Below are 19,569 nucleotides of genomic sequence, written 5' to 3'. Positions count from 1 at the left end.
GCACATCCTTCACGTTCCCCTCCGGTGGGGTGACGCAGTCTGCCAGCTTCACCAGGAGACCCACCATGACGACGATGACGCTTCCCGAGCTTGCCAAGAAGATGGCCGACATCGACTTTGCGATGCTGCAGACCTTCACCTCATCCGGCGAGATCGCCGGCCGTCCCATGAGCAACAACGGTGACGTGGAGTACGACGGTGACAGCTGGTTCTTCGCCTATGAAGACACCCATGTGGTTCGCGAGATCGAAGCCAATGACCATGTCGCGCTGTCGTTCACCGGATCCAAGTCGCTGCTCGGCAAGCCGCCGCTGTTCGTCGCGGTCGAGGGCAGGGCACAGGTGATCCGTGAGAAGTCGGTGCTCCAGCAGCACTGGCAGGACAAGCTGGAACGCTGGTTCGAGCAGGGCGTGGACACGCCGGGCATCGTGCTGTTGAAGGTGCATGCCATTCGCATCACGTGGTGGAACGGCGAAGACGAAGGCGAGATCCTTCCGTAAGAACACACGAGCCCGTCTTGCGGCACGGCTGACGCTTCTGCAAACCGGGTCACATTTCGGACGTCCACACGCCGGGCCGGCCGCACACTGCGGATGGCCCGGCTAGTATGGAAACGGGACGGTGTTGCGGGGTCGGTCGATCCCGCATGCCTTCGATGGCCCACACGGGTCCCGAACGACCGGAGGTGATACCCATGAAAGCTCTCTTCGCGCTCAAGAACATCCTCACGCCGAACAAAAGCCTGAAGTCGTACGCCTGGTACATCTGGTACTGACCGTCCCACCGGCGTTCCGCTAGCGGAACGCCGTCGACGAGCGGGGCCGTACCGGGCACAGGCGTGTCATCCAGCCAAAGGTGCGGTCCTTCCTTGCGACATGTAGGGAGACGTATGCCCGCTATCGGCAAGCATGCCAGGACGACCGTCTTCGCACCGAGGCTGCAAGCCTTGTTGCAGGAGCATCGCGGCAGCGATGTGTTCCGGCTGGACGCGACCACCGTCGGCGTCGCCGGCCCCGAGATCATGGACCGCGTGCTCGCCGCGCGCTATGCCACCGAGTTCGAGCGACCCACCTTCAAGCCGTTGCACGGCCGCTCCATCCCCCGTACCGACGCGGCCAAGCTGATGCAGGCCGTGGGTCGCGACGTCCGCCTGGCCCTAAAGGAGCCCGTACCGACCGGCGTGGACTTCACCGGCGAGTGGCCGGGCGTCGGTCATGTCTACCTGCGGGACATGCTGCTGGGTCACGATCCGCTTCGCTTGCGCTTCCTCATGGACCGCGTGCTCGAGCTCACGCCGAAGCTGACGTGGGCGGTCATCGTCACGGGTGCGCTGTCGTCGCTCAAGCTGGGCCCCGAGGCCTCCGCGATCGCCTCGCTGACCGCGCAGGCGTCTACGTATGACGACCGTCGCTATGCCATGGGGCTTTACCGGCGCACCGTCGCGCCGGTCTGCTTCACCATCTCGACGCTGGTCGCCAATGCGATGTGGCTCGGCGCGCCCTTCGACGATGGCGATTCGAACGTGAATATCATCCACGAGTCCATGCGATTGCTCCCGCCATCGTGGAACATCCTGCGCAACGCTTCACCGGAGTACGCAGCACTGGATGCCCGCATCGGCGAGAAGGACGACGTGCTGGTGTTGCCGCTGGTGAGCCATCGCGATCCCGCCCTCTGGGACGATCCGGACGTCTTCCGTCCCGAGCGGTGGAACGACCTCGACCCCGATAACCATCCGGGCTACCTGCCGTTCGGGCATGCCTCGGAGCGCTGCTGGGGACGGCACATGGTGATGCCGCTGGCGGAGCGGTTGCTCGACATGCTGCGCAGCAACGGGCTGGGCGTGAGCCCGCGGCAGACCACGGCGAAGGTGCCGCTCGCCGGCTTGCTCGGCGTGGATGGGGTGAAGATCGTTCACATCGCGTCGCCGGGTCGTCGCGTATAGCTTCGCGCCCTTCGTTTTCCAGGAACGTACCGCGATGCCACGCTCCGGTTCATGGCTTCTTCCGCTGTTGGTGATGTTCGCCGTTGCCGGCTGCCGTGCGCCACCGGGTGCGGCAACGCATATCACCCGTGCGGACCGGCATGCCGCAGCGACGGTGATGACGGCGAGCGGGCCCGTGATTGGCGTGACCTCGGCGGAGGGGCAGGCTTATCTCGGCATCCCCTATGCGCGTGCGCCCGTCGGCGCCCTGCGTTGGCGTGAGCCGTTGCCGGCGGTGCCTTGGCAAACGCCGCGCGATGCCGCGACGCTTGGCCATCAGTGCGTGCAGAACCTCAGCCCCGGCGCACAGACCGGCAAGGCGAGCCACTGGCTGGTGATCGGCGACGAGGATTGCCTCAACCTCAATATCTATACGCCGTCGACCGCGAAGCCCGGCGATCGCAAGCCGGTGATGGTGTGGATCTATGGCGGTGCGCTCGTGCTCGGTGCCAACCGCCAATACGACCCCAGCGTGCTGGCACGCCGGCAGGATGTCGTCACAGTGGCGGTGAACTACCGGCTGGCGGCCCTGGGCTTCCTGGCCCATCCGGCGCTGCGTGCCGAGGCCGGCGGTGCGGCCAACCTCGGGTTGCTCGACCAGCAGGCCGCCTTGCGTTGGGTGCGCGACAACATTGCCCGGTTCGGCGGCGATCCCGGCAACGTCACCCTGTTCGGCGAATCCGCTGGCGCATGGAGCGTTTGCGCGCAGCTGGTGGCACCGGGCGCACGGGGCCTGTTCCAGCGCGCGATCGTACAGAGCGGCCCGTGCACGCTGAATGAGTCGACGGTGCCGGTGGCCGACGCCGACGCGGGCGGTGTGCGCTACGCGGCTGCGCTCGGCTGCACGGGGGCGGATGCCGTGGCCTGCCTGCGGCGCCTGTCACCGCGCGGCGTAAATGCCGCGCTGGCCCCCTCGCGCGGCGTGTTGGGACCGCACGCATGGAACTTCATCGCCGGCGACAGCGTGCTTCCGGAAGCACCGCGCGAGGCGTTCTCCCGGGGCCACTTCGCCCACGTGCCGGTGCTCATCGGCAACAACGCCGACGAGGGGCGGCTCTTCGGTTTCCTGCTCGGCAAGCTGGGCCAGCTCAGTGACCGCCGCGATTACGACGCACGCATGGCCAGCACGTTCGGCGCTCACGCCGACGCGGTGGCCAGGGCCTACCCGGCCGCGCGGTATCCCTCGTTGCGTGACGCGTATGCGGCGGCCGTGACCGATGGCGTCTTCGCCTGCCCGACGCTGTCGCTGTCGACCATGCTGGCCCGCGCCACGCCGACCTGGCGTTACGCGTTCACGGACCCGCAGGCGCCGTTCGCGCTGTCGCGCAAGGCCGACCTGGGCGCGTACCACGCGTCCGAGATCGTGTACCTGTTCCAGACCCGCTGGGCACTGGCGGACCCCGCCCGCTTCAGCCCGGCGCAGCAGGCGTTGTCCGACCGCATGCAGAAGGACTGGGCCACCTTCGCGCGCACCGGCCGCCTGGATGGCACGCCGGAGGGCGCGCCGGCCAACGTGCTCTACGGGCCGTCGCTAACCCCGGTGGACGAGGGCGTGCCGCGGGTGGGTTGCGCGTTCTGGGACACGATCGGCCTGTAGCGTCAGGCGCGGCCGATCGGTGTCATGAGGTGGGGGCGCAACCGCCGTACCAGCGGCAGGATGGCCAGGGCGGTGCCTGCCGCGGCGATCATGCCGACGACGCGGCTGCTGTGGTCGGCGATGAGGCCGTAAAGGATGGGTGCGATGCCGCCCGAGCCGATGACGCCGGTGTAGAAGAGGGCGAAGGCCCGACCGGTATCGCCGTCGGATAGCTCCGGTACCGTGCCATAGAGCACGGAAGAGGTACCGTTCAGTACGATGCCGAGCAGCGGCAGCAGCACGAGGGTAGCCCACAGGGGCGTGACCAGCGTCGCCACGATGAAACCCGCCGTCGCCGCTTCCGTCAGCATGACCGTGCCGACCACGCCCACGCGGTCGCCCAGCCAGCCGCACGTGGCCTTGCCGAGCGCACCACCGATGAAAACCAGCGCGAGACACAGGCCGACCATCGGGGAATCGCCGCCTTTCCCGTGGACGAGGAACGGCAGGAAGAGCAGGTAGCCCATGCGGGTCGCGGTATCCAGGACGCCGATCGCCATCAGTACGCCGAAGCCGTTGCGACGTTCGCCGTGACGTGCGGTGGATGACCTGTCCCTGTCCGCCCGCGCCCCGGGTGCCAGCGCGAACAACGCCATCGAGACGCCTGCACCGAGGATCGCCATGAGGACGAGCACGGGGCGCCACGCCACGAGGGGAATCAGCAGCGCGACGATGGCGGGCAGGATGGCCTTGCCCAGGTCGCCGGAGAAATTGTAGATCCCCAGCGGCTTGCGCGATCCCGCGCCATAGGCGTCGGTGATCAGCGTGGACGCCCGTGGGTGCTGGATGCTGGAGCCGATGCCGGCGATGACCAGCCCCAGACAAAGCCCGGCGAAGCCCGTCGGCGACGCCATCACCGCCATCCCGATGGCGGCAAGTACCGTGGCCAGCACCAGCGCCGTGCGTGGGGAGGCCGTCCGCAGAAGGCGGTCGGCCGGCATCTGCAGGCCACCCATGGTGGCGTAGTAAAGCGAACGGAGGAGAGCCAGGGCGGCATACGACAGGCCGAACTGGGCCTGCCAGACGGGGAGAAACGCGTAGAGGCCGTCGGTGTAGCCGTCGTGCAGCGCGTGCGCGAGACAGGCCGCCACGAGGCTGCGCGGGCGTGTGTCGGCCGGTGTCCCCGATGCGCGTGTCGTCGGGGCGAGGTCGGTGGAGGCGGGCATCCCGCATGGTACCCAGGTGGCCAAATCGTCGACAAGACGACGGCCCGATCACGGCCAGGGCAGCCGGTGCGCCCAGGGGGCTGGCCCCTGGACGGCCCGACCGCGACATCAGGCAATGGCAACCCACCCGTGGCAAGTCGGTGCGATCCGGGCGCGAAGCGCGCGGCCGAATGGACTTTTTCGGCAACCATAAATGGCGAATTTGCCGGTTATGCGTATTTATCGTCAAGGCGCGGTGAATTCTGCCGATAACGTTCATACGGCCGGTGGCGTCCCAGGGAACGGGCCAGGATTTGCTCACGCAATCCGCGTTTGTCGGCATTTCGGCCAGATCCGTGGCCTGCGCTCAGTCTGCCCAGGGGGCACCATGCAACTCTTCAAACTCGCATCACGAAACAAGCTGATCTTCGGCGGCTTTGCATCGATCGCCCTCGTGGTGATCGTGCTCGTCGGTATCGTCTACGGCGCGCTCCAGGCCATGGCCCAGAGCACGCGCATGGACCTGCACACGAACCAGGTGCTGCGCGTGGAGGGCTCCCTGCTCAACGCCCTGGTCAACATCGAGACCGGCGAACGGGGTTACCTCGTCACCGGCAAGGATGCGTCGCTGGAGCCGCTGCGAAATGGCCAGGCGGCCTACGCGGACGCGTTCGGCCAGCTCCGCAGCCTCACCGTCGACAATGCGGAGCAGCAGCGCCGTCTTACCGACCTCGACACGGGCTATCGCGCGTGGATCGCCGGCGCCATCGACCCGGTGATCGCCCTGCAGAAGCAGCAGGCCGCGTCGGGTGGGTCCAGCCCGGAAGCGCTCGCCTTCGAGCGTCAGGGCAAGGGCAAGGCGCACATGGACGAGATGCGCGACCTGCTGGGCAAGTTCGTGGGTGCCGAGACGGCCCTCCTCGATCAGCGTTCGGCGGAAGCCACGGCGACGCGTGCGCGTACCAACGTGATCCTGCTGGGCGGCGGCCTGCTCGCCATCCTGGCCATCATCGGTGTCGCCACCGTACTGGTGCGCAGCATCCTGACCCCGCTGGAAAGCGCCTCTTCCGTCACGACGCGCATCGCGGAAGGCCACCTGGGCGAGTCCTTCGCGGTCAGCCGCAGCGACGACCTGGGCCGCATGCTCAACGCGCTGCACACCATGGACGAAAACCTCGCGCGCATCGTGGGTTCCGTGCGTGAGAATGCCCTGCAGGTCGAACACGCGGCGCGTGACATCTCGGCCGGCAACGACGACCTGTCCAACCGCACCCAGGAGCAGGCGTCCTCGCTCGAGGAAACGGCAGCGTCGATGGAGGAGATGTCCTCCACGGTGAAGCAGAACGCGGAGGGCGCCGCGCTCGCCCGGCAGATTTCCCAGGGCCTGCGCAACGAAGCCAAGAGCGGCGGCGCGGTGGCCGAGGAAGCCGTGGAAGCGATGAAGCAGATCACCGAGGCCAGCCGGAACATCGGTGAGATCGCGGTGCTGATCGACGAAATCGCCTTCCAGACCAACCTTCTGGCCCTGAACGCGGCCGTGGAAGCGGCGCGTGCGGGCGAACAGGGCCGCGGCTTCGCGGTCGTGGCCGCGGAAGTGCGCAACCTTGCCCAGCGCAGCGCGTCGGCCGCCAAGGACATCAAGACCTTGATCGGCACGACGGTAGAGCGTGTGAGCACGGGCTCGGACCTGGTGAACCGTACCGGCAAGGCGCTGGTGGAGATCGGCAGCAGCGCGACCAAGGTCGCCGACATCGTCAACGAGATCTCCTCCGCCTCGCAGGAGCAGTCCGCCGGCGTGGAGCAGGTCAATGTCGCCGTGGCCTCCCTCGACGACGTGACCCAGCAGAACGCCGCCCTGGTCGAGGAAGCCAGTGCCGCCAGCCGCCAGGCGCTGGAACTGGCGCAGGAACTGACGCGCCAGGTGTCCTTCTTCAAGCTGGCGGATGCCGCTACGGTCCAGAGCTCCGCCCCCGCGGCGGTGACGACGGCCCGGCCGGTCAAGGCACCCGTGGCAAGCACCGTCCGGGAAGCCGCGCTGGTGGCGGTCGCCCAGCCCGCGCTTGCTGCCGGGCAGTGGCGCGAGTTTTGAGACAACGGATCCCTTCCGTTCTTGCATGAAGCCGCAGGCGCGTCTACTCGACGCGCCTGCGGCTTTTTGCGTGCCGCGCATGGTGCTGACGTAAGGGGGATGAAAGGGGCCGGCCGGTACTCCTTGCAGCTTCCGTGTTCCGTATCGATGACATGTAAGGTTTCCGGCCATGATCGCTGCCTTGTTGCTCGCTACCGCTACCGCTGCCACGTCCAGCCCCGCCCTGTGCCTTGCCGCGCCACCGCCATCCGCGGCATCCCTGGCGCACGCGGTTGCCGCCGCGCCGGCGGACAGGCCGCAGGCCATGCCGGTGATCCATACCGAGGGCACGCTGCCGCACACCGGCATCCACGACGCCTCCGCCGCCGCCGTGCGCGACTTCGGCTACATGCTCGATCTTGCCCTGGCGTGGCGTAACACGCGGGATCGTGCCTCGCTGGATCGATTGGCGACGTATCTCGACGCATGGACACGCGTGTACCGGCCATCGTTCGATCCCATCGACGAGACCGGCCTGGGTCATCTCATCGCCGCGTACCGATTGACCGCGCCCGATCTTCCCGCCGGTGTCGCCCGCCAAACCCGCGATTTCATTCGTCGCCTCGGCAGCGGCTACCTGGACCAGATGGATTCGCACGTGGGCGATCCGCATGGTATCTGGAGCAACAACTGGCAGAGCCATCGCGTGAAGCTGGCCGTGCTGGCGGCTGTGGCGGTAAACGACGATGCGCTTTTCGCGCGTGCGCGTGCGGCCTTCGTCCGGCAGCTGTCGATCAACATGAAGCCGGGCGGGGAAGTCATCGATTTCGCCGAGCGCGATGCGCTGCATTACGTCACCTATGACCTGGAGCCCTTGACCCTGGCAGCGGTGGCCGCGCGCTCGCGCGGTGAGGATTGGTTGCGCTTGCCCGGCCATGACGGACAGACGCTCGCGGCCGGACTCGACTGGCTGCTGCCGTATGCGGAAGGGAAGCGCAGCCACGAAGAGTTCGTGCATTCGTCAGTGAAGTTCGATGCCGCGCGCGCCAAGGCGGGGCTTCCGGGTTTCTCCGGGTCGTGGGATACAGGCAACGCTCGCGCGCTGTACTGGTCGGCCAGCTTGCTGGACACACGCTACGCGGATGTGGCGCAAAAACTTGCGCCAGAGCCGCCGCGATGGTTGTGGGCCTATGCGCTTCCCTGCCGACGGTAGGATGAACGATACCTTTCACCGGGCTTACGTTAGATTGAACTTCAAATAAATCGTTATTGCCAATTTAAACGAATTGTCTTCAGGGGTGCGCGGCGTCGCCGTTAAGGGGGAAACCTTTAGGAGCCGACCCTCTTCATGACCATTCGCCAGCGTATCGTCCTGCTCGTCAGCGTTGCCGTCCTCGTCGCTTTCGGGCTGGGTGCCGGCGGTCTCTATGCACTGCGCGAGACCGACCTCCAGCTCAACGCGATCTACCAGACCTCGCTTCTGCCCATTGTCGATGTGGCAACCGTCCGGAACCTGTTCAACGAAACGCGCACCGGGCTGAACCGTGCGCTGCTCAAAGGCACGGTCGAGGCGGTGACGGAAGAACAGGCGGCCAACGCGGAAGCGGTGCGAAAGATGGATGCGGCCTGGTCACACTACTACCCGGCCATGGTGAGCTCGCCCGCCGAGGACGTCGCTGCCAGGGCATTCATCGCGGCACGATCCCGGGCCCGTGTCCTCAAGGACAAGCTCGAACCGCTCATGGCCGCCGGACAACACACCGCCGCCGTCGACTTCATGCTGGGAACGATGGGGCCGGCGTTCGGAGAGGAGTCCAAGGCGATCGATGCCATCGTCAAGATCAACATCGACGCTGCGGCCGAAGCGTATGCGACGGCCGCTCGCAGGGAACACGAGGTCATGACGGCGGTGACCGTCGTGGTGATCGCCTCGCTCATCGTCCTGATCGTTGCCGGCGTGTTGCTTGCGCGGTCCGTCATGGGTCCCCTGGTCCGAGCCCGTGAGCTGGCCAGCCGCATCAGCGAGGGTGAGCTGGGCCACGAGCTGGACGTGCAGGGCAGGGACGAGGTCAGCGACACGCTGCGGTCGCTGGCTACCATGGACACGACCCTGGCCGGCATCGTCCGGACGGTCAGGGACAACGCCCAGCAGGTCAGTCACGCCGCCAGGGACATTGCCGCCGGTAACGACGAGCTTTCGTCGCGGACCCAGGAGCAGGCGTCGTCGCTCGAGGAAACGGCTGCGTCCATGGAGGAGATGACGGCCTCGGTGCGGCAGAACGCCACCAGCGCTTCGGCGGCGCGCAACCTTGCCCAGGTGCTGACGGAGAAAGCGGTGTCCACGCGCGTGCTGGCCGGCGAGACGAGCAGTGCGATGGATCGTGCGAGCGTCGCGAGCGGAAAGATCGAAGGGATCGTCGCCGTCATCGACGAGATCGCGTTCCAGACCAACCTGCTCGCGCTCAATGCCGCCGTCGAGGCAGCACGCGCCGGCGACCAAGGCCGGGGCTTCTCGGTCGTGGCGGCCGAAGTGCGTCGCCTTGCCCAGCAAAGCGCCGTGGCGGCCAAGGACATCAAGTCGCTGATCGCCACGAGTAGCGACCGGGTCAGTGAAGGCGTCGCCCTGGTGACGCGCACGGCGCAGGCACTGGCCGAGATGGAGTCGGGTGCCGTCAAGGTCGCTACCTTCATCGGTGAAATTGCTGCCGCCAACGCGGAGCAGGCAGCCGGTATCGACCAGGTCAACCAGGCCGTCACCGATCTCGACTCGGTCACGCAACAAAACGCGGCCCTGGTCGAAGAGGCGAGTGCGGCCAGCCAGCAGGCCAGTGAACTGGCCGACGCGTTGATGAAACAGGTGGCCGTCTTCCGCTTTGCCAACGAGACGACGCGGGCCAGCCAGGCGGAAGGCGAGGGCAAGCGGATCCCCGTCGCCGTCGCCATCGCACCGTCGCCGCAACGCGCGAGCGCAACCGTGGCCGCCCTGCCGGCGGATGCCATGTGGCGCGAGTTCTGAGCCCTGGGGCAGCAAGCCACGGGAAAGTCTCACGGGCGCAGAATGGGGGATGGCCCGTACACGGGTGGACCGAGACATGACCGACTTCAAGACTTCCACGGCATCGCTGCTAGCCGCGGCGTGCCTCGCCATCGCCGCCTTGTCCGGCCCCGTGCGGGCCGATGACATGGTGGCGAACCTGCGGCTGTCCACCGGTCAGACACAGCGCGTGTTGACCTCTAAGGCCGAGCACCCCAAGGGAACGATCGTCATGTTCCCCGGTGGCGCGGGTGACGTGGGTCTGGAGGGCGATGGCGACCTGCGTCACGACCACAACTTCGTCGTCCGCACGCGCGCGCTGTGGACGAGCCGTGGCTATTCGGTGGTCATTCCGGATACCGTGGATCGTGCCAACCTGCGCGGCATGCGCAGTTCGCCCCGATACGCTGGTCTGGTCGCCGACCTTGTCGCCTTCGCGCAGAAGAACCTGGGTGGGCCGGTGTTTCTCCTGGGCACCAGCCAGGGTTCGATCGCCGCCATGAACGGGGCGGCCCATGCGAAGCGCGGCAGCGTGTCAGGTGTCGTGCTGACCGAGTCCGTGTCCGTGATGGGCGGCAGTGGCGAAACGGTGTTCAGCGCCGATCCGCAGGATGTGCGGGTTCCCGCGCTGGTGGTCGCCAACCGTGACGATCGTTGCGACGTGGCGCCGCCCGATGCTGCCCCGCGGATTGCTGCGGCCATGTCCGCCAGCCCCGACGTTCGCGTGCTTAATGTGGCCGGTGGGACGGCTAAATCCGGCAAGGCGTGCGGTTCGCTGACGCCGCATGGTTACTACGGTATCGAGCAGGACGTGGTGTCACGTATTGTCGAATGGCTCGACATACACCAGGAATAACGGCGCATCCGGGACCGCGATGCGCGATGGCACCGCATAGCATCAGGCCACGTGTTCTGCCAGTCGGTCGCCCAGGCGGGTGCTCACGGCCAGCATCGCGGCGCCGCAACCCCAGCCCGGCGCGGAACCCGGCGGGCCGAGCAACCTGACGACCAGGCCCGTGGCGTTCTGTAGTGTCTCGTCCCCGCTGGCGACCGCCTGAAACTGGAGCAGCTTGGCCCGGAAGCGTGCTTCCTGGAGATCGGCATCCAGCAGGGCACGGTTCATGGCAATGGCGCCTTCGGCCATTTCGGTCGTTTCGAGTATCCAGTCGCCCACCATCCGCTCCATGTCTCGTTTCCTACGTTTCGACAGCCCATAGTTGACATGGCGATTGCGAAGCAGTCGTCAAATTTCGGCGTATGGCCGGAATTTGCGCATCGTTTCCTGTGGACTGCATCCCCTCCAGGGTCATCCCCTCCAGGGTCGACTCACAGGACGATGTTGATGGCCTGCTCGATGGCTTCTTCCAGTATGTTCACGGTGAATGGCTTGACGAGCTTGATGGCGCCCACGGGCGCGTCCGTAGCGTCCTCCAGCAGATCCGAGAGCATGACCACCGTTTTCAGTGCCGTGTTTCGAGCCCTCGCATCGGCAAGGTAGGCACCGCTGCGATCCTCACCCGGTGCCGGCACGGCGGCGATGAGGAAGTCCACCTGGGCATCGGCGATCACGGCCTTGGCGCCCCCGGAGTGCGTCGATGCCACATATACCTCGTAGCCGCGCTTCCGCAGGGCATCGGCGACGGTATCGGCCAGTGTGGCGCGCGGTTCGATCACTACCGCGATGGGAGGAAGGCTCTCGGTATTCATGATGCTCGGCAACGGGGAAGGGCGACGTTGTAACCCATCGTCAGGCGGATGGGAATGGTTCGGACACCCCTGCGCGGTGGCACGCTGGTGCACCGACCGTCCGCCTAGCGGGGTATATCGGTGCCGCCATGAACCGGTAGGGATGCCATATCCATGTACGATGCGGCTGCTTCGTCAAGGGTCTGCAGGGGGACCATGCGGGCAATCATGGACAGGCTCGCATCGAGATCCTGAAACACAGGGTCTTCCCACAGTCGGTCGACGTCCGTCCCGGATCGCAGGGTAACGATGTAAACGATTTCGCCATGCGTACCCTCGCCCAACAGCGGGCGAATGTCGTCCAGCAGGCCCAGCTCCCGGCCTCTTCGATGCTGTGCCGCCAGGAACGCCAGAAGTTCTTCCCGCTTGCCAGCGTTGGGTCGGTAGGCCACCACCAGTATGCGTTCCACGTCTGTCTCCTCGATGCAGAAGTGCATGGTATCGCCGTTCGTACTTCGGCGCTTCAGTAACCCAGTTCCTGCATCAGCACCTTGACGAGATCGTCCTGCGGCATGCGTTCGAGAGGAATGTCTGCCTCGTCGAACCAGGTCTCGTCGGCTTCCGGATGTGGACCGGTCAATACCACGCGTCCATGGCCGACGTCGTAGCGCGCGGCGGCGATGTCGCCGTTCGCGTAGGTCGCGATCGCTCGGAAGCCCGACGATGTACTGGTTGCGGGAAAATAGGGGCCGTCTTGATAGAAAACACTGTTACGACGACCGTGCCACCACGTGTCGACGGCATAGTCGTCGATGGTGTCGGCTTCAAATCCCGTCCTGCCGACTTCGGAGTCCAGATCGTCGTCGATCAGCCCGAGGTTCGACGAGTCGGCGAGGTACGCTCCCATGCACAGGCCCAGATAGCGTCCGCCACGGCGGACGAAGCTGCGTATCGCGTCCACCCGACGATGGCCCAGGCTGCGAAGCGCACCGGGAATATCCTGCCCACCGCCGGGCTGGACGTAGATGTCGTAGTGGCTAAGCGTTTCGGGAGAGATGTCCTGGCGCTCGCGTGCTCCCACGAAATCGACACGATATCGTCCGCCCAGTCGCTCGATCGATTCCTTGACGGTTTGTGCGCACCCCGAACATGCCGCGGGTCCACGATAAACCGCGACACGAACCACCTCCGCCGCGTGCACACCGGCGAGCCCCGGCGCGCCGAGGGCCAGCACCCATAGAACTGCGGCAAGCCAGGGTAGCCGCGTATGCCATGTCGTCTTGCCCCAAGCGTGGGTGGTGCAGGGGGCGTGCGCTGCGTCACGGTTCATGTGCATTCCTCAACGGGACGACCGAAGGTCCGTCAAGGATCGCCTCATGGCATCGAGGGTCCGTGGAGCGTCGATGGAGGAAGCGTGGAGGTAGCGGTGGTACCTGTCGGCAGCGTGAGGGTGAATGTGGCCGCGGCACCGTCGCCTCCGTGGTACGTCACGCTGCCATGGTGAGCGATCGCGATGCTCCTTACGACCGCCAAGCCCAGGCCACTGCCACCGCTGCGGCCCGGGTGTGACGTCTCGCCCCGGCTGAATGTCTGGAACATCCTGGTGAGTAGTTCGGGGGGGACTCCGGGGCCGGCGTCGTGTACACCGATATCGACCGATGTCGCGCGCAATGTCAACGAGAGGGTGATTTTTCCGGGATTCGAATGACGCCTGGCGTTGTCGATGAGCGCGATGAGGGCCTGCCGCACGCGCATGGCATCGCAGCGGACAATGACGGGTGTTTCGTCGGCATCCACGGAAAGGATGTGGTCGGGCATGGTGGGCGCGACGAACGCCACCACGTCCAGCAAGGCCTGGCGAAGATCCACATCGGCCGGATCGAGGCGCAGGTGGCCTCCCTCGGCCAGACTCACCACCCGCAAATCCTCGACCAGGCGAGACAAGGCCTCGACATGTCGCACCAGGTTGCGGAGCATGTCGGACGTAGGCTCGAAGACGCCGTCCGCCAGTCCCTGCAGGCGGCCGCGCAAGATGGTGACCGGCGTTCTTAATTCGTGGGCGATGACGGCGTTCCAGACGGTCATGTCCTTGTCGGCCTGCTGCCATCGCTCGGCCAGTGCGTTGTAGTCATCCAGAAGGCTAGCGATCTCGCCAAAGGGTCGTCCTTTCTTGATGGCGCGAGCGGATAGGTCGCCCTGGGCGGCGCAGCGGATGGCCGCGGCGAGTGAGTCGATGGGTTGCACGAATCGTCGCGAGAGCCGCAGCGCGGCCGGGCCTGCGAACGCAATGGCCAGGGTCGCGGTGAGTACCAGCCAGAGCAGTTCCGGTCGCGTGGGAATCCAGCTGTCGTTTTCGCAAATGGCCGTGGGATCGGGGAGCAAGGCGTAAAGCGCGTACGACGAAGCAAAGTCGAGCACCACCGCGGCGGCGACCAGGGCACATGCCCACAGGATCAGTCCGCGACCGATTTTGAGATGGTACGGCATGGATTTTGCCCTCGTTGAATCGCCGCCGGCGACCTGGTTCGCGTTTGTGGGGAAGTCTAGCGGATGCGCCCGCCGGCATAGGGACGGTTTTTATGGAGTTTCGATGGAGATAAGGCCATGGGCGCTGTCTCGGAGCTTGTGCTAAAAAGGCCGCTCGTAACGGAGGAGTCGACAATGGTCGGGGGTGGTCGTAGGGATTACATGGTGCTCGTTGCGGAAGACGACGCCGACATCGCCGATATCCTGATGTCGTATCTGAATCGAAACGGATTTCGTACGACCGTTGCGCGAGATGGCCATGAAGCGCTCATGCTGCACGCCACGCTGAAGCCCGACTTGCTGCTGCTGGATGTTTCCATGCCGCAGGTCGACGGATGGGCCGTGCTCGCCGAGGTGCGTCGGCGTGGCGATACCCCGGTGATCATGGTGACCGCGCGTGACGAGGACACCGACAAGATATCGGCGTTACGTATTGGCGCAGACGATTACGTCACCAAACCGTTCAACCCGTCCGAGGTGGTCGCACGTGTGGGAGCTGTCCTGCGTCGCGCGCTTCCCGCCGTGGGACAGGTCGCGATCATTCGGGTGGGCGATGTCGAAATCGACGAAGAGCAGCATGCGGTTTATGCCTGTCCTGGCGGAGCAAGACAGGCCATCGTCACCACCGCGACCGAGTTCCGCCTGTTGGTGCGGATGGCGCGATCACCGAGCCGCGTTTTCTCGCGTTCGGAGCTGCGCGTGGCTTGCCTGCCCGAAGGCGACGCCCTGGAACGAACCGTCGACAGTCACCTGAGCAAGTTGCGGAAGAAACTCGAGGACGTCGGCATCCAGGGCATGCTCTCGAGCGTGCGCGGCGTGGGGTATCGCCTGGCCGCCGTGGCGTAGGCGCTCAGGTCCGGGTCACGGGCGGGAAGAGCGAGGCGATGGTCCCAGCCAGGGCCAGAAGCACGCAGTCGACGGCAAGGGTTTCCATGAGGCTGGCATAGCGCAGCGCGATGATCGCAAGGGTGCCCAGGATGCCGGCTGCCGCGCCGGCCGTTGCCGCGCAGAGGCCGATGCGAAGACGGGCGGTTCTTGGCATGGCACGCTTTGCGAACATCAAACGCCGTGCGGCACCGACGACAGTCGCCCCTAAGGCCACGCCGGCCATGCCCGGGAGTACCAGCCAGGAGGCAGGTCGCTCGGACAGGTAGAGACCGAAACATGCACAGCCTGCGATCAGGTACCCCAGCGGCACCAGTTCGCGTCGCACCGTGGCAGGGGCGAGGCACCATGCGATGGGTCCTCCCAGCAGGGCTCCCCCCGCCAGGCTGGTCAGCCTGAGCAAGGGTGTGATGGAACCGGGGCCGTCGAGGGCGGGGTTTACCATGACAGTAAGGACCGAGATGGCGAGCAACGAGGCGCAGCTGACCAGCAAGGTGGCCACGGGGCGTCGTAAGGCCCAGCCGCCGACGATGGCGCCCTGCATCGCTCTGTAGGGTTTGCGGAATAGCCGCCATGGTCCCCCTGGCGAGGCCAGCAGCGACGCGGGGTTGAAGGACCATCGACGGTCGCTGGAAGACACGGTACGGATAGCAACGCTCCAGGAGTCGATTGCGCCAGGGACTATATGGCGTGAAAGGTCCATGATAAGCCGGGATTGTCCGGATTCGTTGGACGTTTCATGGAGATTCGATGGAGAGCCGGGACGTGCTTCACCAGGCTATGGTCAGGTCAAGCCGAGTTTCCTGGCCACGGCGAAGGTGGCGAACAGCAGGCCCGCCAGCAACACCATGAAGATGACGGCCACTGCGCCGACCTTGAGCAGCACCGCGCGCCTCTCGGCGTGCCGCCCCTTCTTTCCTTGTTCGTAATGCCACTTGACGGCCAGGAACATGCCCGTGCCAAAAACCAGCACCTTGAACGTAATGAAGAGTATGGGAACCCAGTCCATGATTTTTTTGTTTCCAGGCGGGGGTTGCCATGCAAGCAAGAGGCTGCACTCTCGAAGCCATACTACCTAAAAAAAAGTTCCGTACATTGAGGCAAATTGTCCCAGCTGCTAGGTCGTTCTCCGCGCGGCTGCGGTGCATGTCTATGTGCGCCAACATAGCTGCCGAGGGCACAACGCGATCTACGTGAACCTGTATTAGGGCTCGTCAACAGCCGAAGGCCGATGAGGTTCGATCGTCCTACCGATCGCTAACGGATTGCGCCTGAAACCACTAAGATGGCGCGATTGAAACAGCCTGGACTCCGACTATGCCTAAAGCGCTCATGGCTCGTACTGGTCGTCATGCTCGGAGGCTCATTTACGGGTCGGCCTCCGCTTTGACCGTTCTCATCGTCGTCGGAACCTATCTCTTCGTTCGCGGTGCGTTGGATCAATACCGTCAGCGTGAGATACCAGCATTTGTCGGCTTCACGCAGGAAGTCGGTAAATTCGTCGACCAACTGTCGGCTCAACTTATCCAGTTCGCGGACATCTACGAAGGAGTCCGTCAATACTCGACCATCCCGACCACCAGTCCGCGGGAGGAACCTGCCAAAAATTCTCCTACTGACGCAACTACAAGTGATGAAGAGATAGTTGCCGGCGGATCCGTGATCATCGCTCCCCGCCGATCAGGTGGACGAGCACGATTTGTTGAAGCGGTTGACTTCGCCAGGGAATTTTCTGCGGCACCTATCGTGAAGCGGTATCGTGCAGACGACAAGCAGTCTGCGTATATTTACGATATCGATCGGTCGTTTCTTGTCACGTTCCCTCCCTTGAGTAGTGCAAAACGGCTGCAGCTACAGTCGGGTACCGAGGCGTTTATCGACCGCCTCACTCAGGATGTCGAAATAGAGATGCGGGCCAGAGACAGCCACGCGCTTGAAAAGCGTCGCCCAGTCTGGCTGACCAGTTCCTTGCCGCAAAACGTAGTTGCGCAAGTCGTCATGCCTATCTTCAAATCAGGTCTCCGGCAGTTCATGGTTGTCATCGAACTCCTCCCGGGCTCATTGAGGCATCTCGGACCCGCGAATCCAAGTGACAATGCCGGAGACTTCCTCCTTCAGGGCGATACATATGCCGTGATAGGACTGCCGCCGACGACGGAACGATCGGCGCAACTGCTGGCCCAGGTTGAGGCCAACGCAAGTCGATTACGGACGGCTACGGCGATACCCTCGACGTTTCGAGTTGGCCAGTACTACTTTGTCACACAGCGAATCGACGGCCCGAACTGGATCGCTGTGCACGTGTACGGGTGGCGAGAGATCCTGGCTGCACTGAAGATGCAGGTTCTCCTTGGCCTCACGGCTTTGTTGGCCGTTGTGCTGGGTATTTGGTCGTCGGCCATATACATCGATAGAAAGGTAAGCCGACCGCTCTTTTCCACCGCGGAGCGTCTTATCGAGTCGCAATCTTTCGCCAAAGCGATCATCGATACGTTGCCTGTTGGAATAGCGGTTTTCGCCGACGAAACACACGAGAAGCTCCTGGAAAATGATCTTGCCTCTCGAATGACCCTGTCGGGACTAGGGGCCACGGGTGAGGATTTTTACCAAAAAGCCAGGGCCCTGATTATCCAGGTTCCTGAGCTGGAAGAAGCGCACGCCTATCATGAAGTGGAATGGCATCACAAAGACGGGCGTCCAAATTTTATCGGCGTGACTCTTGCATCGACGAGGTTTGCCGGTAGACAGGTCACGTTGATGGGCCTGATCGATATCAATGAGCGCAAGGAGAACGAGCGACTTCTACTTCAGGCAAAGATTCAGGCTGAGGAGTCCAGTCGCGCCAAATCGCTGTTTGTGGCGATCGTTGGCCATGAAATAAGGACGCCGCTCCATGGCGCGGTCGGCTATCTGGAGCTTTTGGCAGAGAGCGATCTGAATCACGATCAGTCGGAATGGCTGGCAATCGCACGTCATTCGTTCACATCCATGGCAACACTTGTCGACGATCTTCTCGACTACACCAAAATTGAAGCGGGTTCGCTTACCGTCCAGGCGATGCCGGGCTGTGTGAACGACATTTTGGAGCGGTGTGCCCAAGGATTCAGTGCCATTGTTGCAAAGTCGGGGTTAGGGCTGGTGTGTCGCACAGACGTCCTGTTGGATGGACTATGCGAAATCGACCCGCAGCGACTCTCGCAAGTCATCAACAACCTTATCGGCAACGCGTTGCGCTTCACGGCATCCGGATTCATATCCTTGAGCTGTTTCTTGACCAAGTCGGCCACGGGCGAAACGGTCTTCCAGATCGACGTGGTGGATACGGGTACCGGGATTCCTGTCGACCTCCAGGCATCGATTTTTCAGCCCATGTACCAGGGCGGAGACACCGTGGCAGATCGTCACCAGGGATCCGGGCTAGGCCTCTTTGTATGTTCCACTCTCTGTCGCCGAATGGGAGGATTCGTATCCGTCACTAGTGAGCTCGGGGTGGGCAGTACGTTTTCTTTAACCCTTCCATTCAAGCCTCTGCAAGATCGTCCTGAAATCACTCTTCGTAATATGCCTCCAGTTCGGATTGTCGGCGATGATGATGCCTTGGTCGAAGCGGTGTCCAAGAGAATATTTGGGTCCGGGGTTGCACGACGGGAGACTTCCGAGCCGACCGATCTGGTCGTTGTGGCCTTGAGCTCGTCGACTTCCAAAGAGGACTGGAGGTCACGGTTTGAACGTTCACGCGTGATTGTCTGGCTTCTACCTACAGGCCATTTGCAGCCTTCGGTTTTGGATAACGAAGTCGAAGCCAGTTCGTTGTCGCGCGAGAGTCTCTACAGTGCGCTGAGTGTTGCGACCGGACAAGTTGCCATGCTTTTTCAGTCTCGGGTAAGCCGCGATAAAAAGGTGCGTGTGTCAAGGACGCTAGAGGTTGGCGCGGTCGGTCTGGATATACTCATTGCGGAGGACGATGCCGTCAGTCGTGGGCTGCTCATACAGCAGTTAGGAGCGATGGGCCTGCGCCATTGTAGGGTCGCCAGCGACGGTGAGGAAGCGCTTAAGCTTTGGCTGGAGAGGCCCTCCAGCGTGGTGATCACCGATATCCAGATGCCGCGATTGAATGGGATAGAGCTCGCCGCGGCATTGCGTGCGGATGGGCGTCCTGTCGTGATCATCGGCGCCACGGCAGCCGCGGATACGCCAGAAGCCGCGGATCTTTTCGACGACATCCTGCGTAAGCCCGTGGTGCTTGATGACTTACGAATCGCCTTGCGCCGACTGAAGATCAACTCTCCTTCGACGCAATTCACATCGGACGTCGCCAACGAAGATTTTCGTCCGGAGACATCGCTCGTCGCTGTGATGAAGGAGACTTGGGTCAAGGACCGGACGAAGCTACTTTCTGCCTTGGAGAGCGGGGATCGTCCCGCATTGCGTCGCCAGGCCCATCGGCTCAAAGGCGCTTTCCTGTCTCTCGGTTGGATCGTGATGGCGGATGAATTACGCGTACTGGAAGCCAGTAGCTACACTCTTTCGCGTGATGACTTGACGGCAAGCTTCATGCGCTTTATCGCGCAGTTCGAAGATTGGCTGGTTTCGCGTGGTGCTTGA

The 19,569-nt window shown here is 64.0% G+C and carries 18 protein-coding genes; 10 read left to right on the top strand and 8 right to left on the bottom strand.

What is annotated here, in order from left to right:
- Positions 1-65 precede the first annotated feature (65 nt).
- The 4 genes from ACVKN3_RS09130 (at position 66) to ACVKN3_RS09115 (ending at position 3,581) form a co-directional block, all read left to right on the top strand.
- A complete protein-coding gene (locus ACVKN3_RS09130) occupies positions 66-500 on the top strand; it encodes a pyridoxamine 5'-phosphate oxidase family protein (protein WP_036142283.1) in 435 nt (144 codons plus the stop codon).
- Between the two features lie 146 nt (positions 501-646).
- Positions 647-775, top strand: a complete 129-nt coding sequence (locus tag ACVKN3_RS09125) for a tryptorubin family RiPP precursor (RefSeq protein ID WP_285402445.1) — start codon at positions 647-649, stop codon at positions 773-775.
- A gap of 114 nt (positions 776-889) precedes the next feature.
- Positions 890-1,945, top strand: coding sequence for a cytochrome P450 (locus ACVKN3_RS09120; protein ID WP_354514130.1), 1,056 nt, complete (start codon positions 890-892; stop codon positions 1,943-1,945).
- Between the two features lie 34 nt (positions 1,946-1,979).
- A complete protein-coding gene (locus tag ACVKN3_RS09115; protein WP_354514132.1) occupies positions 1,980-3,581 on the top strand; it encodes a carboxylesterase/lipase family protein in 1,602 nt (533 codons plus the stop codon).
- Between the two features lie 2 nt (positions 3,582-3,583).
- Here the strand turns inward: ACVKN3_RS09115 and ACVKN3_RS09110 are convergent, their stop codons facing one another.
- Positions 3,584-4,786 carry an MFS transporter gene (locus tag ACVKN3_RS09110; RefSeq protein WP_354514134.1) on the bottom strand — a complete coding sequence of 401 codons (1,203 nt, stop codon included), beginning with the start codon at positions 4,784-4,786 and terminating at the stop codon, positions 3,584-3,586.
- 367 nt (positions 4,787-5,153) lie between these two features.
- Here ACVKN3_RS09110 and ACVKN3_RS09105 point away from each other — a divergent pair, with 367 nt between their 5' ends.
- The 4 genes from ACVKN3_RS09105 (at position 5,154) to ACVKN3_RS09090 (ending at position 10,723) form a co-directional block, all read left to right on the top strand.
- Positions 5,154-6,854: a methyl-accepting chemotaxis protein gene (locus ACVKN3_RS09105; protein WP_354514136.1), complete on the top strand. Its 1,701-nt coding sequence runs from the start codon at positions 5,154-5,156 to the stop codon at positions 6,852-6,854.
- A gap of 169 nt (positions 6,855-7,023) precedes the next feature.
- Entirely contained in the window at positions 7,024-8,046 is a 1,023-nt protein-coding gene (locus ACVKN3_RS09100; RefSeq protein ID WP_354514138.1) for an alginate lyase family protein, read from the top strand.
- A 135-nt stretch (positions 8,047-8,181) separates the two neighbouring features.
- The gene (locus ACVKN3_RS09095) at positions 8,182-9,849 is read left to right on the top strand and encodes a methyl-accepting chemotaxis protein (protein WP_354514140.1); all 1,668 of its coding nucleotides are present in this window, start codon (positions 8,182-8,184) and stop codon (positions 9,847-9,849) included.
- Between the two features lie 76 nt (positions 9,850-9,925).
- The gene (locus tag ACVKN3_RS09090) at positions 9,926-10,723 is read left to right on the top strand and encodes an alpha/beta hydrolase (RefSeq protein ID WP_354514142.1); all 798 of its coding nucleotides are present in this window, start codon (positions 9,926-9,928) and stop codon (positions 10,721-10,723) included.
- A gap of 42 nt (positions 10,724-10,765) precedes the next feature.
- On the opposite strand, the gene ACVKN3_RS09085 is transcribed toward ACVKN3_RS09090, so the two are convergent.
- The 5 genes from ACVKN3_RS09085 to ACVKN3_RS09065 all read right to left on the bottom strand — a co-directional run bounded on the left by ACVKN3_RS09085 (position 10,766) and on the right by ACVKN3_RS09065 (position 14,040).
- Positions 10,766-11,053: a hypothetical protein gene (locus ACVKN3_RS09085; RefSeq protein WP_285402429.1), complete on the bottom strand. Its 288-nt coding sequence runs from the start codon at positions 11,051-11,053 to the stop codon at positions 10,766-10,768.
- Positions 11,054-11,193: 140 nt separating this feature from the next.
- Complete coding sequence (locus ACVKN3_RS09080; RefSeq protein ID WP_354514144.1) at positions 11,194-11,574, bottom strand: ANTAR domain-containing protein; 381 nt, start codon at positions 11,572-11,574, stop codon at positions 11,194-11,196.
- A gap of 104 nt (positions 11,575-11,678) precedes the next feature.
- Entirely contained in the window at positions 11,679-12,023 is a 345-nt protein-coding gene (locus ACVKN3_RS09075) for a hypothetical protein (RefSeq protein ID WP_354514146.1), read from the bottom strand.
- Positions 12,024-12,076: 53 nt separating this feature from the next.
- Positions 12,077-12,883 carry a BPL-N domain-containing protein gene (locus ACVKN3_RS09070; protein WP_354514148.1) on the bottom strand — a complete coding sequence of 269 codons (807 nt, stop codon included), beginning with the start codon at positions 12,881-12,883 and terminating at the stop codon, positions 12,077-12,079.
- A gap of 44 nt (positions 12,884-12,927) precedes the next feature.
- On the bottom strand, positions 12,928-14,040 hold the full coding sequence (locus ACVKN3_RS09065) for an ATP-binding protein (RefSeq protein ID WP_354514150.1): 1,113 nt from the start codon (positions 14,038-14,040) through the stop codon (positions 12,928-12,930).
- Positions 14,041-14,241: 201 nt separating this feature from the next.
- Here ACVKN3_RS09065 and ACVKN3_RS09060 point away from each other — a divergent pair, with 201 nt between their 5' ends.
- Positions 14,242-14,925: a response regulator gene (locus ACVKN3_RS09060; protein ID WP_354514152.1), complete on the top strand. Its 684-nt coding sequence runs from the start codon at positions 14,242-14,244 to the stop codon at positions 14,923-14,925.
- 4 nt (positions 14,926-14,929) lie between these two features.
- Here ACVKN3_RS09060 and ACVKN3_RS09055 read toward each other — a convergent pair whose 3' ends face one another.
- Together ACVKN3_RS09055 and ACVKN3_RS09050 are read right to left on the bottom strand one after the other, a co-directional pair.
- On the bottom strand, positions 14,930-15,466 hold the full coding sequence (locus ACVKN3_RS09055; RefSeq protein WP_354514154.1) for a hypothetical protein: 537 nt from the start codon (positions 15,464-15,466) through the stop codon (positions 14,930-14,932).
- A 282-nt stretch (positions 15,467-15,748) separates the two neighbouring features.
- Positions 15,749-15,973 (bottom strand): hypothetical protein, encoded by a 225-nt coding sequence (locus tag ACVKN3_RS09050; protein WP_354514156.1) that lies wholly within the window; start codon positions 15,971-15,973, stop codon positions 15,749-15,751.
- Positions 15,974-16,350: 377 nt separating this feature from the next.
- Between ACVKN3_RS09050 and ACVKN3_RS09045 the strand changes: the two genes are divergently transcribed.
- A complete protein-coding gene (locus ACVKN3_RS09045) occupies positions 16,351-19,569 on the top strand; it encodes an ATP-binding protein (RefSeq protein ID WP_354514158.1) in 3,219 nt (1,072 codons plus the stop codon).

The organism is Luteibacter sp. PvP120 (assembly GCF_054055715.1).
The sequence above is the reverse complement of the archived record's forward strand: the minus strand, read 5'-3'. Positions and strand labels throughout refer to the sequence as shown.